This is a genomic window from Streptomyces sp. NPDC029674, from assembly GCF_044903205.1.
In the GTDB taxonomy this organism is placed as follows: Bacteria; Actinomycetota; Actinomycetes; order Streptomycetales; family Streptomycetaceae; genus Streptomyces.
This window is the reverse complement of record NZ_JBJDPY010000021.1, coordinates 17,903-38,628: the sequence shown is the minus strand read 5'-3', so window position 1 is coordinate 38,628 and position 20,726 is coordinate 17,903. Positions and strand designations below refer to the sequence as shown.

Below are 20,726 nucleotides of genomic sequence, written 5' to 3'. Positions count from 1 at the left end.
GGGCGTAAGGGGCGCCCACCATGGCGTACCGCCCCTTACCTCCTACTCCTTGGCCGACGCCGCCGCGACGGGAAGCGGCCTCAGGGCGACGCGGCCAGGCAGGGCGGTCGCGGTGAGGGCGAGCAGTCCGGCGACCGCGATTACGGAGACGTAGACGAGAGGGACGACCGTCGGTGCCGCGCTGCCGGTCATTCCCACGCTGAACGCCGTCAGGACCGCGAGCGCCACACCGCTGCCCAGTGCGGCACCGATGAGCAGGACCGACAGCGCCTCGGCGCGCAGCATCCGCAGGACCTGGCGGCGCGTGGCGCCCGCGAGACGCAGCAGCGCGAACTCGCGCATGCGCTCGGAGACGGACATGGCGAGGGTGTTGACGACGGCTATGGCGGTGAAGGCCAGGACGAGACCCATCGCCAGGAGATTGACCTCGGCGTTGGCCTGGCGGCTCTCGGCCTGAAGGCTGTCGGCGGCCGCCGGGGAGAGAATCCGCAATCCCGGGAACTTCCCGACGTCGGCCGCGAGTTGTTCCTGCGTACGGTCGCTCTTGACGAGGACGGTGCCGGCGAGCGGGTTGTCGACGTGGCGGGCGACCAGGTCGTGCGCCATGGTCAGGTCGCCGAATCCGAGACCGCGCGCGTACACGGCGCGGACGGTGAGTTCCGTCTTCGTGCCGTCCCCCAGGGTGAACTTGAGCGTGCTGCCCGGTTTCAGGCCGAGCCGGTCGGCGGCGAGTTCACTGACGGCCGCGCTGCCCTCGTCGAAGTCGTCGAGCGATCCGGCGGTGACGTCCGGGTCCCAGGTCCGGGTGAGGCCTTCGGGGGTGACGCCCTGCGCGGGGTACTTGTCGAGCCCGACGCGGACCGTCGTGCGGACGACCTCGGTGGCGACCTCGACGCCTTCGGTCGTACGCAGCCTCTGTGCGGCCTCCGCCGGAACGCCCGGCCCTTGCGCGTCCAGTACCCAGTTCGCGCGGATCCCTTCCCGCGCCTGGGCGCGGGCGGCGTCGTCAAGGGTCGGCTGGACGAAGAGGACGGTGCAGGTCATGCCGGTGAGGAGGGCGAGCGGAGTGACGACTGCGGCCATCCGGGCCGCGTTGCCGCGCACGTTCGCGTGGGCGAGCCTGCCGGCGGGGCCGGTCAGCCGGAGCGGGCCCCGCAGAAGTGCCGCGGCCGCCCGGACCACGAGCGGCCCCAGGAGCGCGATGGCGCAGGCGAAGACCACCACGGCAAGGAACGTCACGGGCGTCGACGCCGCCTCGGTGTGCAGCGCGCTCAGCACGGCGACCAGGACGGTGCCACCGGCGAGGAACACCAGACCCGCGACGATGCGGCTCCAGGCGGGCCCACGCCGCTCGGCCCGCGCCTCGGCCAGGGCCTGCGCCGGGCGGATCCCGGCGATCCTGCGCCCCGCGACGCGGGCGGCGGCCCAGGAGCCCAGCACCGTGGCAGCCACGGCGACGAGCGGCGGGAAGGCACTGACGGCGCGTTCCAGTGTGGCGGGCACGGCGCCGGTTGCCACGAACCGGCCGTGCAGCCAACCGCCGAGCGGGATTCCGGCCAGCGCGCCGGTGATTCCCGCGACGGAGCCGACGATCAGAGCCTCCCGGCCGAGGAGACCGCGGATCTGCTTCGGGGTCGCGGCGACGGCGCGCAGCAGGGCGAGTTCGCGGTGCCGCTGCTGGACCGAGAGGGCGAAAGTGCCCACGACCACGAGGACGGCGACAAGCAGGGAGGTGCCGCCCATGGCGCCGCCGATGCTGACGAGCTTGACGCGCGCACCCGCCGCGTCGAGGAACTCCACGGGTCCGCGCTCGCCCCCCGTGCTGACCTGCGCTGTTGTTCCGTCGAGGGTGCGTCCGACCGCCTTCTTCAGGTCGGCGACAGTGGTGCCCTCGTCCGGTACGACACCGAAGGCGGTGACCTTTCCGGGGTGTGCGGCGAGCCGCTCGGCCTCCTCCGAGGAGAAGAAGAGCGAGGTCTGGTGCGCGAGGGCGCCGTTCTCGGGCGCGGCTACGCCGGTGATGCGGTAGTCGCGCGGGCTCCGCGTCGACTGGACGGTGAGCCGGTCGCCCGGCTTCAGGCCGGTGCGCTCGGCGAGGTCGCGGTCGATGACGAGGTCGTGGGCCGCACGCGGGGCCTTTCCTTCGACGAGCCTGAAGGGGGTGAGCGCGGCGGACTCCCAGGCGTGCCCGTACGAGGGTTTCCCGGCGCCGCCGACGGTGTCGGGTCTCAACGGCTGGGCAAAGAACGTCAGTTCCGGTACGACGGCACGGGCACCCGCGACCTTCTCGAGCCTGTCCCCGATGTCGTCGGCCTGCAGCCAGGCCCTCTCCGCTATCGGTTTCGCCTTGTGCTTGACCTTGGTCTTGCCCTTCTTGTGCTTGACCGTGGTCTGGTGGACGTTCTGGTCCGCGGAGACGATCACGGGGGTCGCGGCATAGCGCTCGGTCTTGATCGTGCCGCGCAGGCCGGTCTCCAGGAGAGTGCCGCAAGCCGTGATGAGGGCTGCGGCACACATCAGCGCGAGGAAGGCACCGAGGAATCCGCCTTTGCGGTCCCTGACCGTCTGCAGTGCGTAGCGCAGCATCATGAGGGCTCGTCCTCTTTTCGGTTGTCGGAGGAGCCCATTGGCTCGGGGTGGGCCGTCGGCTCGGGATGGGCCGTCGGCGCGGGGAAGGCCAGGAAGCGGGTGAGGACGGTGCGGGCGGCGGCCGGGGTGTCCGCGTCGGGCCGCTTGTAGCGGTTGAGCAGCGCGATGTACTCCTCGAAGAACGCCTGGAGTTCGGCGTACGTCAGCCGGATCGTGCCCCGCGAGTAGGGCAGCGCGTCGGCCCACTCGTCGGGCTCGGCATCGTCCGACCGGTGTTGTTCCTCGCTCCGCTCCCGCTGCAGCCGTGCGAAGAGCTCCAGGTCGGCGGCGTACGAGAGGGCGTTGAGCTCGTCCATGACGAGCCGCGTCTCGGGGCTCTGCCGGCTGCGCGGCGGAAAGCGCCGGTCGCCCGGGACGGCCCGCCACCAGCGCTCACGTCCGTGCCCCGAGCCGCGCGTCTCCTCGACGAAGCCGTAGCGGGCGAGCTCGCGCAGGTGGTAGCTGGTCGCCCCGGTGTTGAGGCCGAGGGCACGGGCGAGCGTCGCGGAGGTGGCCGGACCGTGCACGGTGAGGTGCTGCAACATCTGCTGCCGCCGCGGCTGCGCGAGCGCCTTGAGGACGCGCAGGTCGCTCAGTTCTTGCGGGCCCGCGGCGCGGGACGGTGCGTCGGGCGCGGGTGGTGTGTCGGGCGCGGACGGTGCGTCGGCCCGGGAAGCTACGTCGGCCCGGGCCAGTACGTCGGCCCGAGGCGGTGCGTCGGGTCGCTCCGCGTCGGTCGTGCCGGGTTCCTGTGCCATGCGTACACAGTCGTCTGTGCACAGGTCTCTCTGCACTGCGGTGGTCCGGCGTCTCCGCAGGGGGGTTAACCCCACCCTGCGGAGCGCCGGTTGGGATGCGAGGACCGCTCCGGTTGCCGCCCCACCCCCGTGGGAGCGGCCCGCTCAGAACGCCCCGTACCCCAAGTCCTCGGTGTCCTCGCCCTCTTCCTCCAGGGCCTGCCGCACCACTCTGAGGGCCATGCCCTCGCCGTAACCCTTGCGGGCGAGCATGCCCGCGAGGCGGCGCAGGCGCTTGTCCCGGTCGAGGCCTCGTGTGGAGCGGAGCTTGCGGGCGACGAGCTCGCGCGCGGTCGCCTCCTCCTGCTCCGAGTCGAGCTGCCCCACGGCCTCGTCGATCAGCGTGGACTCCACGCCCTTGGTGCGCAGCTCCCGCGCGAGCGCACGGCGGGCCAGGCCCCGGCCGTGGTGCCGGGACTCCACCCAGGCGTCCGCGAAGGCGCTGTCGTTGATCAGGCCGACCTCTTCGAAGCGGGAGAGCACCTCTTCCGCCACGTCCTCGGGGATCTCCCGCTTGCGCAACGCGTCGGCGAGCTGCTTGCGCGTGCGCGGCGTACCGGTGAGCAGGCGCAGACAGATGTTCCGCGCCCGCTCAGCCGGGTCCCCCGTGGGCGGCTCCCCCTTCTCGGCCCTCGACGAGGAAGGGGAACCGCTGTCCTGGTGGCCGTCGAACCCGCCGCGCCGCCGTCGACGCCCACGGCTCCGGCCGTCTCCGTCCTGGTGGCCGCCGTCCCGGCCCGTGCCGTCCTGATCCACACCGTCCCCGTGGCCCCGCCCGGCGGGGCCGGTGCGGCTTTCGGGGGCGGTGTGGTCCGCCCAGTCGGTTCGTCGTGTCACGGACTAGCTCTTGGCCGCCGTGGCCTTGGACTTGGTGGCCTTGGCCACCGGCGCGGGCACCGTCTTGGCGGCGTCGTCGGCCGGGGCCGCGCCCGCCGCGTCCGTGACCGGCTCGGCGGCCGGAGCCTCGGGCTTCACACCGACGCCCAGCTTCTCCTTGATCTTCCTCTCGATCTCGTTGGCGAGGTCGGGGTTGTCCTTCAGGAAGTTGCGGGCGTTCTCCTTGCCCTGGCCGAGCTGGTCGCCCTCGTACGTGTACCAGGCGCCTGCCTTGCGGACGAAGCCGTGCTCGACGCCCATGTCGATCAGGCCGCCCTCACGGCTGATGCCCTGGCCGTAGAGGATGTCGAACTCGGCCTGCTTGAAGGGCGGCGCGACCTTGTTCTTGACGACCTTCACGCGGGTGCGGTTGCCCACCGCGTCCGTGCCGTCCTTCAGGGTCTCGATGCGGCGGATGTCCATGCGCACCGAGGCGTAGAACTTCAGCGCCCGGCCACCGGTCGTGGTCTCCGGGGAGCCGAACATCACGCCGATCTTCTCGCGGAGCTGGTTGATGAAGATCGCGGTGGTCTTCGACTGGTTGAGCGCGCTGGTGATCTTCCGGAGCGCCTGGCTCATCAGACGGGCCTGAAGGCCCACGTGCGAGTCGCCCATCTCGCCCTCGATCTCCGCGCGCGGCACCAGGGCGGCGACGGAGTCGATGACGATGAGGTCGAGGGCGCCGGAGCGGACCAGCATGTCGACGATCTCGAGGGCCTGCTCGCCGTTGTCCGGCTGGGACAGGATGAGGTTGTCGATGTCGACGCCGAGCTTCTTGGCGTACTCGGGGTCGAGGGCGTGCTCCGCGTCCACGAAGGCCACCGCGCCGCCCGCCCGCTGGGCGTTGGCCACGGCGTGCAGGGTGAGGGTCGTCTTACCGGAGGACTCCGGGCCGTACACCTCCACCACTCGGCCGCGCGGGATGCCGCCGACGCCGAGCGCGACGTCGAGCGCGGTCGACCCGGTGGGGATGACCTCGATGGGCTCGTTCGGCCGCTCGCCCATGCGCATCACTGCGCCCTTGCCGAATTGCCGTTCAATCTGTGCGAGCGCGGCGTCGAGCGCCTTCTCGCGGTCGGTTCCTGCCATGGGTTCCACCCGATTTGCTTGAGTCGATCGCTTCACGTCAAAGACGCTAACGCCTGCCACTGACAATCCGCCCCGACGGCCGTCCAGCCTGTGGATAACTCGAGGCGATCCCTCACCGAAATCCTCCCGAGCGTCTCGGGGAACCCCCCGCCCACCTTGGAGAATCGCCGCCCAGGCACCCCATAAGAATGGATGTTCGATTTTAGTGTCAAGCGTGACCCACCGCATGGCGCGCCGCCCGGCGCCCCTCAGCGGCGCCCCTCAGCGGCGCCCGTTCCCCTTCGGTTCCGCGCCGCCCGACTCCGGCGGGGCTCCCGGCCGGTTCGGCCCCCGCAGCGCGCGCCGCATGCGCGCGAGGAGAGGAGCGCCGACCTGGCGCCGGTGCCCGTGCACCCGGGGGTCGTCCGTGACGTCGTACCTCTTCACGTACGCCCCGAGGAAGGCCTGCAGCGTCGCGACGGCGGGAATCGCGATGAGCGCTCCGACCGCGCCGAGGAGCGCCGTGCCCGCGATGACCGAGCCGAACGCGACCGCGGGGTGGATGTCGACGCTCTTGGCGGTGAGCTTGGGCTGCAGTACGTAGTTCTCGAACTGCTGGTAGACGACTACGAAGATCAGCACCCAGAGCGCGAACCAGGGGTCGACCGTGAAGGCGATCAGCATCGGCAGCGCGCCCGCCAGATACGTGCCGATGGTGGGGATGAACTGGGACACGAGACCCACCCACACGGCGAGCACGGGCGCGTAGGGGACGTCGAGGACCTGCAGCAGGATGTAGTGCGCGATGCCGGAGATCAGCGCCATCAGGCCGCGCGAGTAGAGGTAGCCGCCGGTCTTGTCGACCGCGATCTCCCAGGCCCGCAGCACCTCGGCCTGCTTGGCGGGCGGCAGCACCGAGCACAGCGCGCGCCGCAGCCTCGGCCCGTCCGCCGCGAAGTAGAACGAGAACAGCAGGATCGTCAGCAGCTGGAAGAGACCGCCGAGGACCTGCGCGGAGACGTCCAGGACGCCGCTGGCGCTGTTCTGCACGTACTTCTGGAGCCAGTCGGAGTGGACGAGGCTGTCCTGGACCTCGACGCGGGAGAGGTCCGTGTGGAAGGTCTGGTTGATCCAGCTGATGACCTTGTCGAGGTAGTCGGGGAAGTCCTCGACCATGTCGACGATCTGGCCCGCGAGCATGGAGCCCATCAGCGTGACGAAGCCCGCGCTCGCGATCACGACGCTCAGGAAGACGAGGAAGGTCGCGAAGCCCCTGCGCAGCCCGCGCGCCGCCATCCAGCTGACCGCGGGCTCGACCGCGAGCGCCAGGAAGAACGCGATCAGAATGTTGATCAACAACCCGGTCAGCTGGTGGAACGCCCAACTTCCCAACTGGAAGCACGCGATGAGCGCGAGGGCGAGAACCATGGCACGCGGCAGCCACCGCGGCATGCGGGCGCCGTGCCCCGCCCCGGCCTCGGCGGGGGGCTGTGCGGGCGGCGTCGTGCCGGGCGGAGCGGTGTCCTGGGTGACCTGCGCGGTCTTGTCTGTCGGTGCCACGGGGCAAGTCTCGCCCACGCCGAAGACAATCGGTCGCCACCCTCACATCTTGGGACAGCCCCACGCGCGCGTGACGCCCTCCGGCGGCAGAAACTCTGCCCGTAGTCAGCGCTTGTCGGCCGGTACGTCCATCGCCACGCACACCGCTCGCCAGACGTCCTTGGCCTCCCAGCCGGCGTCCAACGCCTCGTGGACCGTGCGGCCGCCCAGTTCCGCCATCACGTGATCGCGCGCGAAGGAGTCGGCGTACTCCGCACCGAAGTGAGCCGCCATCCGCTGCCAGAAGACCGTCAACCGCATGCCTCCAGTATCGCGCCCCTGAGAGTGCAGCCGGGCGCAGGGGGCTTGCCGGGAACGATTTCCGCCCTACGGTCGGAGCATGGCCGAAACCGGAGCATCCCCCGACGCAGTGCCCTCCCCCGACGCGGCGCTCTCCCCGCTGGCCCGCGCCGAGCACTTCGTCTGGCTCACCGCACGCGTCCTCGAGCAGCGACGGTTCGCGTACCACTTCCTCGACGGCGCGGGCGGGGACCGGGCCGCGGACGCGGTCGAAACCGCTCTGACCTCGTACGCCACCGAGGACGGCGGGTACGGCTACGCGCTCGAACCCGACCTCCGCGGCCCCGTCGGCCAGCCGCTGCACAGCGGACACGCCCTGCGCGTGCTGGACTCGATCCACCGCTGCGGCGGACAGCGGGTGGAACGGGTGTGCCGGTATCTGACCTCGGTGTCGACTCCTGAGGGCGCCCTCCCGGCGATCCATCCCAGCCAGCGCGGCTACCCCTCCGCGCCGTTCGTGCCGGTCGTGGACGACCCTCCCGGCGAGCTGCTCGCCACCGGCCCCGTGGTGGGCCTGCTGCACCGCAACGAGGTGTGGCACGCCTGGCTCTTCCGGGCCACGGACTTCTGCTGGGCGGCCGTCGAATCGCTCGAGACGTCACATCCGTACGAGGTCCAGGCGGCCGTCGCCTTCCTGGACGGCGTGCCCGACCGCCCACGCGCGCGTGCCGCCGCCGACCGTCTCGGACGCCTCGTCCGCCAGCAGCGTCTCGCGGCACTGGACCCGGACGACCTGGACGCGTATCCGGTGGCGCCCGGTTACGCACCGGGCGAGCACCACTTCGCGCATGACTACGCGAAGGTCCCCGAGTCGCTCGCGCGCTCCTGGTTCACCGACGCGGAGATGGAGCGCTCGCTCGACTTCCTCGCCCGGGAGCAGCAGGCCGACGGCGGCTGGCCCGTGCGCTGGCGGCAGTGGGCGCCGGGCACGTCCCTGGAGTCGCGCCCGATCGTCACCATCGAGGCACTGCGTACCCTCCGGGCATACGGGCGGGCCGTCGACTGACGGGAGGCGGCCCTTCGCCCTGCCGCTGCGCCGGCACTTCTTTCCGCTCTTTCCGCACGAACGCTGGCCGGTCGGGCTCCGGAGCCCGACACTCGTGCCTGTGCATCCGCCCGAGCCGCACAGCCCTCCCGAACGGCCGCCGCCGATGAGCGGGGCCTGGCGCACCACATGGCTGTTGCTGGCCTTCATGGTGGTGAACTTCGCCGACAAGGCGGTCCTCGGGCTCGCGGGGCCCGAGATCCGCGCGGACTTCGGCCTGACCCGGCAGGAGTTCGGCACGGCGCAGTCGGCGTTCTTCGCGCTGTTCTCCGTAGCGGCGCTCGGCGTCTCCCTGCTGACCCGGCGAGTGCGGACGGCCCCGCTGCTCCTGGTGCTCGTGCTGATGTGGTCGGCCGCTCAGCTGCCGATGATGTGGGGCGCGGCGGGGTTCGGCACGCTGGTGGCCACACGGGTGCTCCTCGGCGCGGCCGAGGGCCCTTCCGCGCCGGTGGCCATCCACCACGTCCATGGCTGGTTCCCGCAGCGTGAGCGGTCCCTGCCCACCGCGGTCCTGCTGTTCGGCGCGGCGGCCGGAGTGGCCGTGGCCGCGCCCGTACTGAGCTGGGTGATCACCCACTGGGGCTGGCGCTGGTCCTTCGGGGTGGTGGGGCTCGTCGGTCTGGTCTGGGCGGTGGCCTGGGCGATCTGGGGCGCCGAGGGGCCGCTCGCTCCACGGGTCGGGAAGGCCGCGAAGGGCGGCACGGGAGAGAAGAGCGGCGCGGGCACCGGGAGCGCGCCCGCATCGGACGACCTCGGCGTGCCCCTGCGCGCCGTTCTGCTGTCGGGTTCCTTCATGACGGCGGCCTTCGGTGCCTTCGCCGCGTACTGGCTGATGAGCACCCTCCTGACGTGGACGCCGGACTACTTGGAGAGCGTCGTCGGCTGGGACCTCCACGGAGCGGGCACGCTGGTGGGTGTCGGGGCCCTCGCCAACGGCGTGGTGCTGCTCGTCCACGGCCTGGTCGCACAGCGCTCCGCCCGGCGGGAGCCGACCGGCCGGCGGCTGCCGGTCGGAGCGGGCGCCGGGTTGCTCATGGTGGTTTCCGGCTGTGCCGTCGCCCTGTTCGGAACGATCGACTCCATGTGGGGCAAGGTGCCCCTGATGCTGGGCCCCATCACCCTGGCGATGGTCATGCTCACGGTTGCCATGACGGCGTGTGCCCGTATCGCGCCGCCCTCCCAGCGGGGCGTCGTCCTCGGCGCACTGACCTTCGTGTTCGCGCTCGGCGGCATCCTGTCGCCGCTGGTTCTCGGCGGCATGGTGGACCGGGCGGCCACGGTGTCCGCCGGCTACGAACAGGGCTGGTTGCTGACCTCGGGGCTGCTGCTGACGGCGGGTGTCCTGGCGGCGCTGTTCTGCCGGCCGGAAGCGACCGCGAAACGGCTCGGGATCTCCGAGGCCCCGTCGGCGCGGGTGCCGCTCGTCCCCTGAGAGGGCGCCTCCCTGAGCGGGCGCGTCCCCACGCGCGTCACCCCGTCAGCGCCCGCAGTCCCGCCGTGACGACGACGGCCGTTGCGATGACGACGAGGAACGGCGCGCGCAGCAGCAGCGCCAGGGCCGCCGCGGCGAGCCCTGCCGCCTTGGCGTCCAGAACGAGCGCCTGTCCGTCGGCGAAGGTCTGTTGGGCCGTGAGAGCCGCGAGGAGCGCCACGGGGAGCAGGGCGGCCATCCGCCGGACGAGCGGCCGCTCCAGCACTCCCGCGGGCACCAGCAGCCCGGCGAGCTTGACGAGGTAGCAGCTGACGATGGTCGCTCCGATGGCGATCCAGACGTTCAACGGATCTCCCTCCGCGCGTCGTTACGAGCGTGTCGGCCCTCTACGTAGAGGACGACCGGCACCGCGAGAGCAGCGACCAGGACAGGTACACCCGCGGGCAGCACCGGCAGCAGACCGAGCCCCACCAGCACGGCGACGCCGGCCGCGGCACGCTCCGTAGAGGTCCGCAGCATCGGCGCGAGCAGCGCCAGGAAGACCGCGGGGCCGGCCGCGTCGAGTCCCCACGTGCCGGTGTCGCCGATGGCCTCGGCGCCCAGCGCGCCGAGCAGTGTGGTGAGGTTCCAGAGCGCGTACAGGCTGAGCCCGGTGACGGTGAAGCCGATGCGGGCGCCGCGCCGCGTTGGCTGGGCGAGGGAGACGGCCGCGGTCTCGTCGATGACCCAGTGCGCGGCGAACGGGCGCACCGCGCGGGGAAGAGCAAGGAGCTGCGAGAGGCGCAGCCCGTAGAACGCGTTGCGCACTCCCAGGAAGAAGGCGCCCGCGGCGGCCGTGAACGGGTTCCCGCCGCCCGCGAGCGCCCCCACCAAGGCGAATTGCGACGCACCGGTGAACACGAACAGGCTCAGCGCGCAGGTCTGGAGCAGGGTGAGCCCGCTGCCCGCCGAGGTCACTCCGAAGGCGAACCCGGAGAGCCCTACGGCGACGCCGACGCCGAGCGCGTCACGGACGACCGCGGCATCGGGCTTCTCCGAGTGTCCGGGCGGGTCCTTCGTGCGTGAGCGATCCGTTGCCTCTATGCCCGCGCAGGGCTTCCGTTCTGCCACGCGTCGGACGTTACGAGTGGCCCCGCGACGAGGTCTTGTACGTTCTTGCGCTCGCGCTGATACGCCCCTGGAGGTACGCCCACGGTCCGGGTGAAGTGCCGGTTGAGGTGCGGCTGGTCGGTGAAGCCCACGGCGACGGCCGCGTCGGCGGGCGCCGTGCCCGCGTCGAGGAGGTGCCGCGCCCGGCGCACCCGCGCGTCGGTGAGCCAGGCATGCGGCGGCATGCCGTACGTGTCCCGGAACGCGCGCAGCAGGGCGAAGGGGCTGGTGCCGAGGCCGGTGGCGAGCCGCTCCAGGCTCGGCGGATCCGCGAGGCTCTCCTCGAGGACGGCACGCGCGCGTACCGCCGTCCTCGCGCCCGCCGTGCGCACGGTGCGCTGCGGCAGGCGTCCGCCGTTGAGCCGCAGCAGCCGGGTCACCGCCACCCGCAGCAGCGTGTCGGCAGCGAGCGCGTTGCCGTCCTCCGCCGCGCGCAGCACGCGGTGCACGAGCGCCACGGAGTACGGGTCGTCGAGCACCGGGCGGACGAAGCCGGGCGCACCCCGAAGTTCCGTCGTCTCCGCCGCGATGGCGGCGACCAGGTCCGGCGCGGGGTAGACCGCCCCGTACCGCCAGCCCTCCGGCGCGCCGGCCCGGCCCGTGTGCGAGGTGTCGGGGTTGACCAGGGCGAGGGTTCCGGGCCCCGCGCGGCGGTCGGCGCCGGTGTGGCGGAACACCTCGACGCCCTCGGCGATCGCCGCGATCACGAAGTGCTCGTGGGTGTGCCGCACGAACGTCCTGCGGATGTAGCGCGCCCGCAGGAGGTCGACGCCCGGCAGCTCCGCGTACCGCCAATGCCGCGCCTGCTCCGCCGCGCCGCCACCGTCCCGAGGCCGCACCCGCTCCGCCGAACCCGCCATGCCCTCCATTCTGCGACGGGCACGCAACCTCTTTTCCGCAGGTCGGCGCCGATGTCAGTGGTGGGGTGCACGATGGGGTCATGGTCAGCTCCGCGTCCAGTGCCCCCGGCGCCCCCAGCGCCCTAGCCGGATTCTCCCCCGCGACCCGCGGTTGGTTCACGGGGGCTTTCTCCGCGCCCACGTCCGCCCAGGCCGGGGCGTGGCACGCCATCTCCGAGGGCTCCGACGTGCTGGTCGTCGCGCCCACGGGCTCCGGAAAGACGCTGGCCGCGTTCCTCGCCGCACTCGACCAGCTGACCTCGACGCCGCCGCCCGCCGACCCGAAGAAGCGCTGCCGGGTGCTGTACGTGTCGCCGCTGAAGGCCCTCGCGGTCGACGTGGAGCGCAATCTGCGCAGCCCCCTGACCGGCATCCGCCAGGAGTCGGTGCGGCTCGGTCTGCCCGAGCCGGAGGTGCGGGTGGGCATTCGCTCGGGCGACACCCCGGCCGCCGAGCGACGGGCGCTGTCGACCCGTCCGCCGGACATCCTGATCACCACGCCCGAGTCGCTCTTCCTGATGCTCACGTCGGCCGCGCGGGACGCGCTGACCGGCATCGAGACGGTGATCCTCGACGAGGTGCACGCGGTCGCGGGCACCAAGCGCGGCGCCCACCTCGCGCTGTCCCTGGAGCGGCTCGACGAGTTGCTGCCGAAGCCCGCGCGCCGCATCGGCCTGTCGGCGACGGTGCGCCCGGTGGACGAGGTGGCGCGCTATCTGTCCCCCAAGCGCAAAGTGGAGATCGTCCAGCCGCCGTCAGGCAAGGAGTTCGACCTGTCGGTGGTCGTCCCGGTGGAGGACCTCGCGGAGCTGGGCGGGTCCCCGGTCAGCGACTCCGGTGACGGTGCGGGAGCCGAGGCGGAGCGCCCGTCGATCTGGCCGCACGTCGAGGAGCGCATCACCGACCTCGTGCAGGCCCACCGCTCGACGATCGTGTTCGCCAACTCCCGCCGGCTGGCCGAGCGTCTCTGCAACCGCCTCAACGAGATCGCGTACGAAAGAGCGACCGGCGAAGCCCTGCCCGAGGACCACTCCCCGGCCGAGCTGATGGCCGAGTCGGGCGCCGCCAAGGGGGCCCCGCCGGTCCTGGCCCGCGCCCACCACGGTTCGGTCTCCAAGGAGCAGCGCGCGCAGGTCGAGGAGGACCTCAAGGCGGGCAGGCTGCCGGCCGTCGTCGCCACGTCCAGCCTGGAGCTGGGCATCGACATGGGCGCGGTCGACCTGGTCGTGCAGGTCGAGTCGCCGCCGTCGGTGGCCTCCGGACTGCAGCGCGTGGGCCGGGCGGGCCACCAAGTAGGGGCCGTCTCCACGGGCGTCGTCTTCCCGAAGTACCGCGGAGACCTGGTCCAGGCCGCCGTCGTCACGGAGCGGATGCGCACCGGCTCCATCGAGTCCCTGCGCGTCCCGGCCAACCCACTGGACGTACTGGCCCAGCAGCTGGTGGCGATGGTCGCCCTCGACACCTGGCAGGTCGACGACCTGCTGGCGGTGGTCCGCCGGGCGGCGTCCTTCGCGTCGCTTCCGGAGTCCGCGTTCACAGCGGTCCTGGACATGCTCGCGGGGCGCTATCCCTCCGACGCGTTCGCGGAGCTGCGGCCGCGCGTGGTCTGGGACCGCGTCGCGGGCACGGTCACCGGCCGGCCGGGGGCACAGCGCCTGGCGGTCACTTCGGGGGGCACGATCCCCGACCGCGGCCTCTTCGGGGTCTTCCTCGCGGGCTCCGACCCCAAGAAGGGCGGCGGCCGCGTCGGAGAGCTCGACGAGGAGATGGTGTACGAGTCCCGGGTGGGCGACGTCTTCACGCTCGGCACGAGCTCCTGGCGCATCGAGGACATCACGCGCGACCGGGTCCTCGTCTCGCCCGCCCCGGGCGTCCCGGGCCGCCTCCCCTTCTGGAAGGGCGACCAGCTGGGCCGCCCGCTGGAGCTGGGCCGCGCTCTCGGCGCGTTCCTCCGGGAGGTCGGCGCGCAATCGCCGGAGGACGCGCGCGGGCGGCTCCTCGCCACGGGACTGGACGCCTGGGCCGCGGACAACGTCCTGGCGTACCTGGCCGAGCAGCGTGAGGCCTGCGGGCACATCCCGGACGACCGCACGATCGTCGTCGAGCGGTTCCGCGACGAGCTGGGCGACTGGCGGGTCGTCGTGCACTCTCCCTTCGGAGCCCAGGTGCACGCTCCGTGGGCCCTCGCCCTGGGCGCCCGCCTCACCGAGCGGTACGGCATGGACGCCCAGGTCATGCACGCCGACGACGGCATCGTGCTCCGGCTGCCCGACGCCGACCTGATGAGCCTCGACCTGTTCGACCAGGAGCCCACCGCTCCTGCCGTGGAGTACGACGCGGAGAAGGCCCCGGTGGGCGCCGGCGACGTCACCTTCGACAAGGGCGAGGTCAACCAGATCGTCACCGACCAGGTGGGCGGCTCCGCGCTGTTCGCCTCGCGGTTCCGCGAGTGCGCCGCCCGCGCGCTGCTGCTGCCGCGCCGCACCCCCGGCAAGCGCACCCCGCTGTGGCAGCAGCGCCAGCGCGCCGCTCAGCTCCTCGAGGTCGCCAGCGAGTTCGGCTCCTTCCCGATCGTCCTGGAAGCGGTCAGGGAGTGTCTCCAGGACGTCTTCGACGTGCCGGGGCTCACGGAGCTGATGGGCGACATCGAGTCGCGCCGCGTCCGCCTCGTCGAGGTGACCACCCCCGAGCCGTCCCCCTTCGCCCGCTCGCTCCTGTTCGGGTACGTCGCCCAGTTCCTGTACGAGGGCGACTCCCCGCTCGCCGAGCGGCGGGCGGCGGCCCTCTCCCTGGACTCCCGGCTGCTCGCGGAGCTCCTCGGCCAGGCGGAGCTGCGCGAGCTGCTCGACGCGGACGTCCTGACGGAACTGGAGCAGGAGCTTCAATGGCGTACCGAGGACCGCCGCGTCAAGGACGCCGAGGGCGTCGCCGACCTGCTGCGGCTCCTCGGGCCGCTCACCGGGGACGAGCTGGCCGAGCGCGGCGCCGAGCCGGGCTGGGCCGAGGAGCTCGCGGCCGCCCGCCGCGCGATCCGGGTCCGCATCGCAGGCGCGGACCACTGGGCGGCGATCGAGGACGCGGGCCGACTGCGCGACGCCCTCGGGACAGCCCTGCCCGTGGGCGTCCCCGAAGCGTTCACCGAGCCCGTCAAGGACCCTCTGGGCGACCTCCTCGCCCGCTTCGCGCGCACCCACGGCCCGTTCACGTCCGCCACCGCCGCCGCCCGCTTCGGCCTGGGAGCGGCGGTCACGGAGGGCGCACTGCAACGCCTCGCGGCCAACGGCCGCGTGGTGCAAGGAGAGTTCCACCCGGCGGGCATCGGCCAGGAGTGGTGCGACGCCGCCGTCCTGCGCCGACTGCGCCGCCGCTCCCTCGCCGCCCTGCGACACGAACTGGAACCGGTGCCACCGGCCGCGCTCGCCCAATTCCTCCCCCAGTGGCAGAACTTGAGCGGGCACGGCCTGCGCGGCGTCGACGGCCTGGCGCGCGCCATCGAACAGCTCCAGGGCGCCACCGTCCCCGCCTCCGCGCTCGAGAAGCTCGTGCTGCCGTCGCGCGTCTCGAACTACCACCCGGCCATGCTCGACGAACTGACGGCGGCCGGCGAGGTGATCTGGGCCGGCGCGGGCTCCCTGCCGGGCAAGGACGGCTGGGTCTCCCTCTACCTGGCCGACACCGCGCCCCTGCTCCTGCCTCCCCCGCACCCCCTGGAGCTCACCGCCCTGCACCAGTCCGTCCTGGACACCCTCTCCGGGGGGTACGGCCTTTTCTTCCGCCAGATCGCCGACCAGGTCCGCGCCACCACCCACCCGGACGCCCAGGATCCGCAACTGGCCGACGCGATCTGGGAGCTGACCTGGTCGGGTCTGCTCACCAACGACACGCTCGGCCCGATGCGCTCCCTCCTCGGCTCCGGCCGCACCGCCGGAGCCACGGCCCACCGCGCCAAGCGCAGCACCCCGCGCGGGCGCTACGGCAGCCTCACCGCCGCCGCCCGCACCGTCTCCCGCACCGGCCCTCCCACCGTCGCGGGCCGCTGGTCACTGCTCCCCCACCGCGAGCCCGACCCGACCCTGCGCGCCCACGCCCTGGCCCGCGCCCTCCTGGACCGGCACGGCGTGGTGACCCGCGGCGCGGTGGCGGCCGAGGGGGTCGAGGGCGGTTTCTCGGCGACGTACCGCGTCCTGTCGGCCTTCGAGGACAGCGGCCAGGCGCGCCGCGGCTACGTCGTCGAAGGCCTGGGCGCCGCACAGTTCGCGATGGACGGAGCGGTGGACCGCCTGCGCGCCACGGCGAACACCCGGGACCGTACGGACAGTTCGCGCCCCTCCGACGCCCAGGCCGCCGTCGTCCTGGCCGCCGCGGACCCCGCCAACGCGTACGGGGCCGCGCTGCCCTGGCCCGAGCCGCCGAACGGCGCCAGTCACAAGCCCGGCCGCAAGGCGGGCTCTCTCGTCATCCTGGTCGACGGCGAGCTGACGCTCTACATGGAGAGGGGCGGCAAGACCCTCCTGGCCTGGCCCGCCACTCCGGAGAACCCGATCGCCGACGACCCCAGGCTGCACGCCGCCGCCGAAGCGCTGGCCGGGGCCGCCCGAGCAGGCTCCCTCGGCACGGTCACGGTGGAGCGGGTCAACGGCTCCGCCGCCCTGACGTCCCCCTTCGCCCCTCTCCTGGAAGGAGCCGGCTTCCACGCCACCCCGCGCGGCCTGCGCCTGCGCGCATAACCACACGCCATACGCCGCCCACGCGCACCCAAGCCCACCCCCATGCCCAAGCCCGACCCCACGCCCACGCCTGGACGCACGCCCACGCCCACGCCTCCCCACCCCCGTCATGCCACCCTGGACCCATGCCCGAAGGTGACACCATCCACCAGGCGGCCCGGCGCCTGCACACCGCCCTCGCCGGGCACACCCTCACGCGCTCCGACCTCCGCGTGCCCAAGCTCGCGACCGTCGACCTCACCGGGCGCACCGTCCTGGACGTCACCCCGCGCGGAAAGCACCTCCTCACCCGCGTCGAGGGCGGCCTCACCCTGCACTCGCACCTCCGGATGGACGGTTCCTGGCGGGTGTACGAGCCCGGTGAACGCTGGCGTGGCGGCCCCGGGCACCAGATCCGGGCGATCCTCGGCACCGCCGAACGCACCGCCGTCGGCTACCGCCTGCCCGTCCTCGAACTGCTCCGCACCTCCGACGAGGACAAGGCCGTCGGCCACCTGGGCCCCGACCTCCTCGGCCCCGACTGGGACCCGGACCGCGCCCTGAGCAACCTCCTGGCCGCGCCTGACCGCCCTCTCGGCGAGGCCCTCCTGGACCAGCGCAATCTCGCGGGCATCGGCAACGTCTTCAAGAGCGAGATCTGCTTCATCCTGGGCGTCACCCCCTGGCTCCCGGTCGGCGAGCTCCCCGAGGAGAAGGCCGACCGCCTCCCCGCCCTCTCCAAGAAGCTCCTGGAAGCCAACCGCGACCGCCCCTCCCGCACCACCACCGGCCGCGACCTCAACGGCCAGCGCCTCTTCGTGTACGGGCGCGCGCACCGGCCGTGCAGGCGCTGCGGCACCCCGATCCGCCTCGGCGAACAGGGCGACGGCTCCCGCAGCCGCCCCACCTACTGGTGCCCCACCTGCCAGCCCGGCTCGACCCCGTAACTCCTCGCCTCAGCCGCCTAGTTGACGGCCCGTCAGGAGTAGTCGTACCGTCCCGTCATGCCCGTCAAGGCGTACGACCTCACCGGACGCACCGCTTTCGTCACCGGCGCCGCCAGCGGCATCGGGCGCGCGACGGCCCTGCTGCTCGCGGAGGCGGGTGCCACCGTCCACTGCGCCGACCGTGACGAGCAGGGCCTCCACGAGACCGCCACCCGCATCAAGGCGGCGGGCGGCACCGCACACACCCACCCCTTGGACGTGTCCGACAGGACACAGGTCGAACAGGCCGTCACGGCAGCGGCAGCGGTCGCCCCGGCGAAAGCAGGCACAGCAACGGCCTCCGCGACAGCAACAAGCGCCACCCCCCGCCTCGACATCCTCGCCGCCATCGCCGGCGTCATGCACAGCAGTCCGGTCCTGGAGACCCGCGACGAGGACCTCGACCGTGTCCTGGACATCAACTTCAAAGGCGTCCTGTACGCCTGCCGGGCCGCGGCCCGCATCATGATCGACTCGGGCTCCGGCGGCAGCATCGTCACCATGGCCTCGGGCGCCGTCGACACCGGCGGTCCCGGGCTCCTCTGCTACGGCGCGGCGAAAGCGGCCGTCGTCCAGCTCACCAAGACCCTGGCCACGGAAGTCGGCCCGCACGGCATCCGCGTCAACGCGGTCGCACCCGGCTGGATCCGCACGCCCATGACGGCCCGGCACGACACGGAGACCCAGAGCCGGACCGAGGAATTCATGGCTCGCATGTCACCTCTCGGCCGCGTCGGCGAACCGGACGACATCGCGCATGCCGTGCTGCACCTGGCGTCCGACGCCGCGTCCTTCACGACGGGCCAGCTCCTCCGCCCGAACGGCGGCGTCGCCATGCCTTGGTAGCCACCGCACGAGCCCTGGCAGCCGTGACGCACACCGTCCTGGCAGCCCACTCGCGCACCCGCCCCACCATCAAGGACGGCGCCGCCGCCTCCGCCCCTGCACCGTCTCGCCGCCGAAAAGCCCTCTCGGGGCTACCGGGACTACCGGGGCTACTGAAGGCCTCACCCCCATGCCGGGCCGCCGCCACCTCCCCCGCCGCCCGCGCCTTCGGCACACAGTGCACGGGCAATACGCTCAAACCCCACCCGCCGGCCGCCACCGCCCCCTCCAGCACGCCCGCGTCGGGCGCGAAGGCCAGCCTCAGCACGCCCCACCACCACAGCGCGCCGAGCACCAGGACGGGCACCCATCGCACGACCCGCCATGTCACGGTCGTCCCGCTCACGGCTGCTGCCACAGATGCCACCTCCCGCCCAACGCGAGATCGACGCTAAACGCCGCGGTTCACCCCATGGGAGGGCGTACTCGCGGCGCCGGAAGCACTACAGCGCCCCACAGCGCACACACCGCGCCCCGGCCGTTCCCGGCCGGGGCGTCCGGGATGTCGGCGTCGGGGGCGTCGGCGTCCGGGGCGTCCGGACGTGTCAGCCGTTCTCCGCCTGGAACATCCAGTGGTGCTTCTCAAGATCGGCCGAGATCTGGATGAGGATGTCCTGGCTGACCGGGTCCGCCTCACCCGTCGCGTCGACGCGTTCCCGCATCCGGGTGATGACCGCGCCCAGCGCGTCCACGAGCGTCCTGACCGCGTCCACGTCCTTGACCCAGCCCTCGGGGACCTTCCCGATCCCGCTGCTCTGCGACACGGTCGCCGCGCGCCCGTCCGGCGAGACGCCGAGCGTGGAGGCACGCTCCGCCACGGTGTCGGAGTGCTGCCTGGCCGTGTCGACGACCTCGTCGAGCTGCAGGTGCACGGAGCGGAAGCGCGGGCCGACCACGTTCCAGTGGATCTGCTTGGCCACCAGCGACAGGTCGACCAGGTCGACGAGCGCGCCCTGCAGGGCCTCCGAGACCGTCTTCAGATCCCCCTCGGACAGCGGGCTCTTCACGACGTACATCTGTCTCCTCCAACTCACGAGCGAATGAGGTAAATCCCCACCAACCATGGCATAAAAGCTGCAAATAGGTCGATTCGGGACTGCCTGGTGCTTGCCTGGCGCCCAGGACCGGCCACTCGGGGACCACCTCGTACAAAACGGAAGCCCCTGCCGGGTACCCGGCAGGGGCTTCCACACACTTCGGAGCTGCTCAGGGCAGCGCCGCGTCACGCGGCGACGACGTCGACCGCCTCCGCGGGTGCCTTGATCGTGACCCGTTCCGGTGGCACTCCGGCCACGGAGACGGAATTGAGCATCGAGCGAACCGGTGCGCGCACCGGTTCGGGGACTGCTGCAGACTCAGCCAGCTCGGCGAGCGACAGTTCATCGCTCACTTCACGCATGAGCTCGGACATCCGTACGTCAAGCGCGTCGCAGATCGCGGAAAGCAGCTCGGAGGAAGCCTCCTTCTGCCCCCGCTCCACCTCGGAGAGATAGCCGAGCGAGACTCGGGCGGACGAGGAGACTTCGCGCAGAGTACGGCCCTGGCGCTGGCGCTGCCGACGCAGCACGTCACCCAGCAGGCGACGGAGCAGAATCATCGGTGGCTCCCTCCTCGGACCGCGTAGCCGCATCCTTCACGCCCCACCGTACCGCCTTGCGCGGCGGCCGTGCGGGGAGCGATGTCGTGTTCACTCAGGGCTGCAAACATCAATTCCCCCCGTTCTGTTCCGTATCCTGTGCCCGCCCATTCTCGGCACGTTCTCCGGATAGCTGCTGGACAAGCAGCGTGAGCACGCTCCGTACACTCTCCATACGGATTTCCGAACGGTCACCGTTCAACCGCAGGGCGGCAACTTTCCCACGCGCTCCGCCATCGGCGTAACCGCGCATGCTTTCGAGTTCCGGTTCGGTAACTGACTCGGTAACCACTGATTCCGGCCTCGAAACCGCGATATCCGGCCCCGAAACCGCCACATACACGGTCCCGACCGGCTGCCCGTCCTGCGGGTCGGGCCCGGCCACCCCGGTGGTCGCCAGTCCCCAGTCCGCGCCGAGCACCTTGCGTACACCGTCCGCCATCTGCCGCGCGACCTCGGGATCGACCGCGCCGCGCTCGTCCAGCAGAGTGCCGTCGACACCGAGCACATCCCGCTTCAGCTCGGTGGCGTACGCGGTCACGGACCCCCGGAAGACCCGCGAGGCCCCGGGCACCGCCGTGATCTCGGCGGCCACCAGACCCCCGGTCAGCGACTCGGCGACGGCGAGCGTCTCACCGCGCGCGGCCAGGAGCCGCACAAGGCCGCTCGCCGGCAGCTCACCGGCCGAAGCCGACAGCTCGGCTGCCGAGATCCCGGGGG

The 20,726-nt window shown here is 72.4% G+C and carries 17 protein-coding genes and 1 pseudogene; 5 read left to right on the top strand and 13 right to left on the bottom strand.

The window, feature by feature from the left end; all coding sequences use genetic code 11:
- Positions 1 to 42 precede the first annotated feature (42 nt).
- The 6 genes from ACI2L3_RS34805 to ACI2L3_RS34780 form a co-directional block, all read right to left on the bottom strand.
- Positions 43 to 2,589 carry an FtsX-like permease family protein gene (locus ACI2L3_RS34805; RefSeq protein WP_404756420.1) on the bottom strand — a complete coding sequence of 849 codons (2,547 nt, stop codon included), beginning with the start codon at positions 2,587 to 2,589 and terminating at the stop codon, positions 43 to 45.
- The gene (locus tag ACI2L3_RS34800; protein ID WP_404756419.1) at positions 2,586 to 3,386 is read right to left on the bottom strand and encodes an ArsR/SmtB family transcription factor; all 801 of its coding nucleotides are present in this window, start codon (positions 3,384 to 3,386) and stop codon (positions 2,586 to 2,588) included. The genes ACI2L3_RS34805 and ACI2L3_RS34800 overlap by 4 nt, the downstream gene beginning before the upstream one ends.
- A gap of 144 nt (positions 3,387 to 3,530) precedes the next feature.
- Positions 3,531 to 4,262, bottom strand: a complete 732-nt coding sequence (recX, locus tag ACI2L3_RS34795) for a recombination regulator RecX (protein WP_404756418.1) — start codon at positions 4,260 to 4,262, stop codon at positions 3,531 to 3,533.
- A gap of 3 nt (positions 4,263 to 4,265) precedes the next feature.
- Positions 4,266 to 5,390: a recombinase RecA gene (gene recA / locus ACI2L3_RS34790; protein WP_404756417.1), complete on the bottom strand. Its 1,125-nt coding sequence runs from the start codon at positions 5,388 to 5,390 to the stop codon at positions 4,266 to 4,268.
- A gap of 261 nt (positions 5,391 to 5,651) precedes the next feature.
- Positions 5,652 to 6,929 carry an AI-2E family transporter gene (locus ACI2L3_RS34785; RefSeq protein WP_404756416.1) on the bottom strand — a complete coding sequence of 426 codons (1,278 nt, stop codon included), beginning with the start codon at positions 6,927 to 6,929 and terminating at the stop codon, positions 5,652 to 5,654.
- 105 nt (positions 6,930 to 7,034) lie between these two features.
- Complete coding sequence (locus ACI2L3_RS34780) at positions 7,035 to 7,229, bottom strand: DUF3046 domain-containing protein (RefSeq protein ID WP_404756415.1); 195 nt, start codon at positions 7,227 to 7,229, stop codon at positions 7,035 to 7,037.
- Positions 7,230 to 7,308: 79 nt separating this feature from the next.
- Between ACI2L3_RS34780 and ACI2L3_RS34775 the strand changes: the two genes are divergently transcribed.
- Both ACI2L3_RS34775 and ACI2L3_RS34770 read left to right on the top strand, forming a co-directional pair.
- Positions 7,309 to 8,274: a hypothetical protein gene (locus ACI2L3_RS34775; RefSeq protein ID WP_404756414.1), complete on the top strand. Its 966-nt coding sequence runs from the start codon at positions 7,309 to 7,311 to the stop codon at positions 8,272 to 8,274.
- Between the two features lie 100 nt (positions 8,275 to 8,374).
- Positions 8,375 to 9,745 (top strand): MFS transporter, encoded by a 1,371-nt coding sequence (locus tag ACI2L3_RS34770; protein ID WP_404756413.1) that lies wholly within the window; start codon positions 8,375 to 8,377, stop codon positions 9,743 to 9,745.
- A gap of 37 nt (positions 9,746 to 9,782) precedes the next feature.
- Here the strand turns inward: ACI2L3_RS34770 and ACI2L3_RS34765 are convergent, their stop codons facing one another.
- From ACI2L3_RS34765 to ACI2L3_RS34755, 3 genes are read right to left on the bottom strand one after another with little or no spacing between them, the layout of a single operon-like run.
- Positions 9,783 to 10,091, bottom strand: coding sequence for an AzlD domain-containing protein (locus ACI2L3_RS34765; protein ID WP_404756412.1), 309 nt, complete (start codon positions 10,089 to 10,091; stop codon positions 9,783 to 9,785).
- Positions 10,088 to 10,828 (bottom strand): AzlC family ABC transporter permease, encoded by a 741-nt coding sequence (locus ACI2L3_RS34760; RefSeq protein WP_404756485.1) that lies wholly within the window; start codon positions 10,826 to 10,828, stop codon positions 10,088 to 10,090. Before ACI2L3_RS34760 ends, ACI2L3_RS34765 begins: the two co-directional genes overlap by 4 nt.
- Positions 10,825 to 11,754, bottom strand: coding sequence for an AraC family transcriptional regulator (locus ACI2L3_RS34755; protein WP_404756411.1), 930 nt, complete (start codon positions 11,752 to 11,754; stop codon positions 10,825 to 10,827). The genes ACI2L3_RS34760 and ACI2L3_RS34755 overlap by 4 nt, the downstream gene beginning before the upstream one ends.
- 80 nt (positions 11,755 to 11,834) lie before the next feature.
- Here ACI2L3_RS34755 and ACI2L3_RS34750 point away from each other — a divergent pair, with 80 nt between their 5' ends.
- The 3 genes from ACI2L3_RS34750 (at position 11,835) to ACI2L3_RS34740 (ending at position 18,331) form a co-directional block, all read left to right on the top strand.
- On the top strand, positions 11,835 to 16,520 hold the full coding sequence (locus ACI2L3_RS34750; RefSeq protein ID WP_404756410.1) for an ATP-dependent helicase: 4,686 nt from the start codon (positions 11,835 to 11,837) through the stop codon (positions 16,518 to 16,520).
- A gap of 125 nt (positions 16,521 to 16,645) precedes the next feature.
- A complete protein-coding gene (locus ACI2L3_RS34745; protein ID WP_404756409.1) occupies positions 16,646 to 17,446 on the top strand; it encodes an Fpg/Nei family DNA glycosylase in 801 nt (266 codons plus the stop codon).
- Between the two features lie 57 nt (positions 17,447 to 17,503).
- Positions 17,504 to 18,331, top strand: a complete 828-nt coding sequence (locus ACI2L3_RS34740) for an SDR family NAD(P)-dependent oxidoreductase (protein ID WP_404756408.1) — start codon at positions 17,504 to 17,506, stop codon at positions 18,329 to 18,331.
- Positions 18,332 to 18,521: 190 nt separating this feature from the next.
- Here the strand turns inward: ACI2L3_RS34740 and ACI2L3_RS34735 are convergent.
- The 4 genes and pseudogenes from ACI2L3_RS34735 to ACI2L3_RS34720 all read right to left on the bottom strand — a co-directional run.
- Positions 18,522 to 18,701: pseudogene (locus tag ACI2L3_RS34735) on the bottom strand (hypothetical protein); the annotation flags it as partial.
- Between the two features lie 214 nt (positions 18,702 to 18,915).
- Positions 18,916 to 19,386 (bottom strand): Dps family protein, encoded by a 471-nt coding sequence (locus tag ACI2L3_RS34730; RefSeq protein WP_404756407.1) that lies wholly within the window; start codon positions 19,384 to 19,386, stop codon positions 18,916 to 18,918.
- Between the two features lie 206 nt (positions 19,387 to 19,592).
- Positions 19,593 to 19,967, bottom strand: a complete 375-nt coding sequence (locus ACI2L3_RS34725; protein ID WP_055564110.1) for a helix-turn-helix domain-containing protein — start codon at positions 19,965 to 19,967, stop codon at positions 19,593 to 19,595.
- A 109-nt stretch (positions 19,968 to 20,076) separates the two neighbouring features.
- Entirely contained in the window at positions 20,077 to 20,682 is a 606-nt protein-coding gene (locus ACI2L3_RS34720) for a CinA family protein (RefSeq protein ID WP_404756484.1), read from the bottom strand.
- Between the last annotated feature and the right edge of the window lie 44 nt (positions 20,683 to 20,726).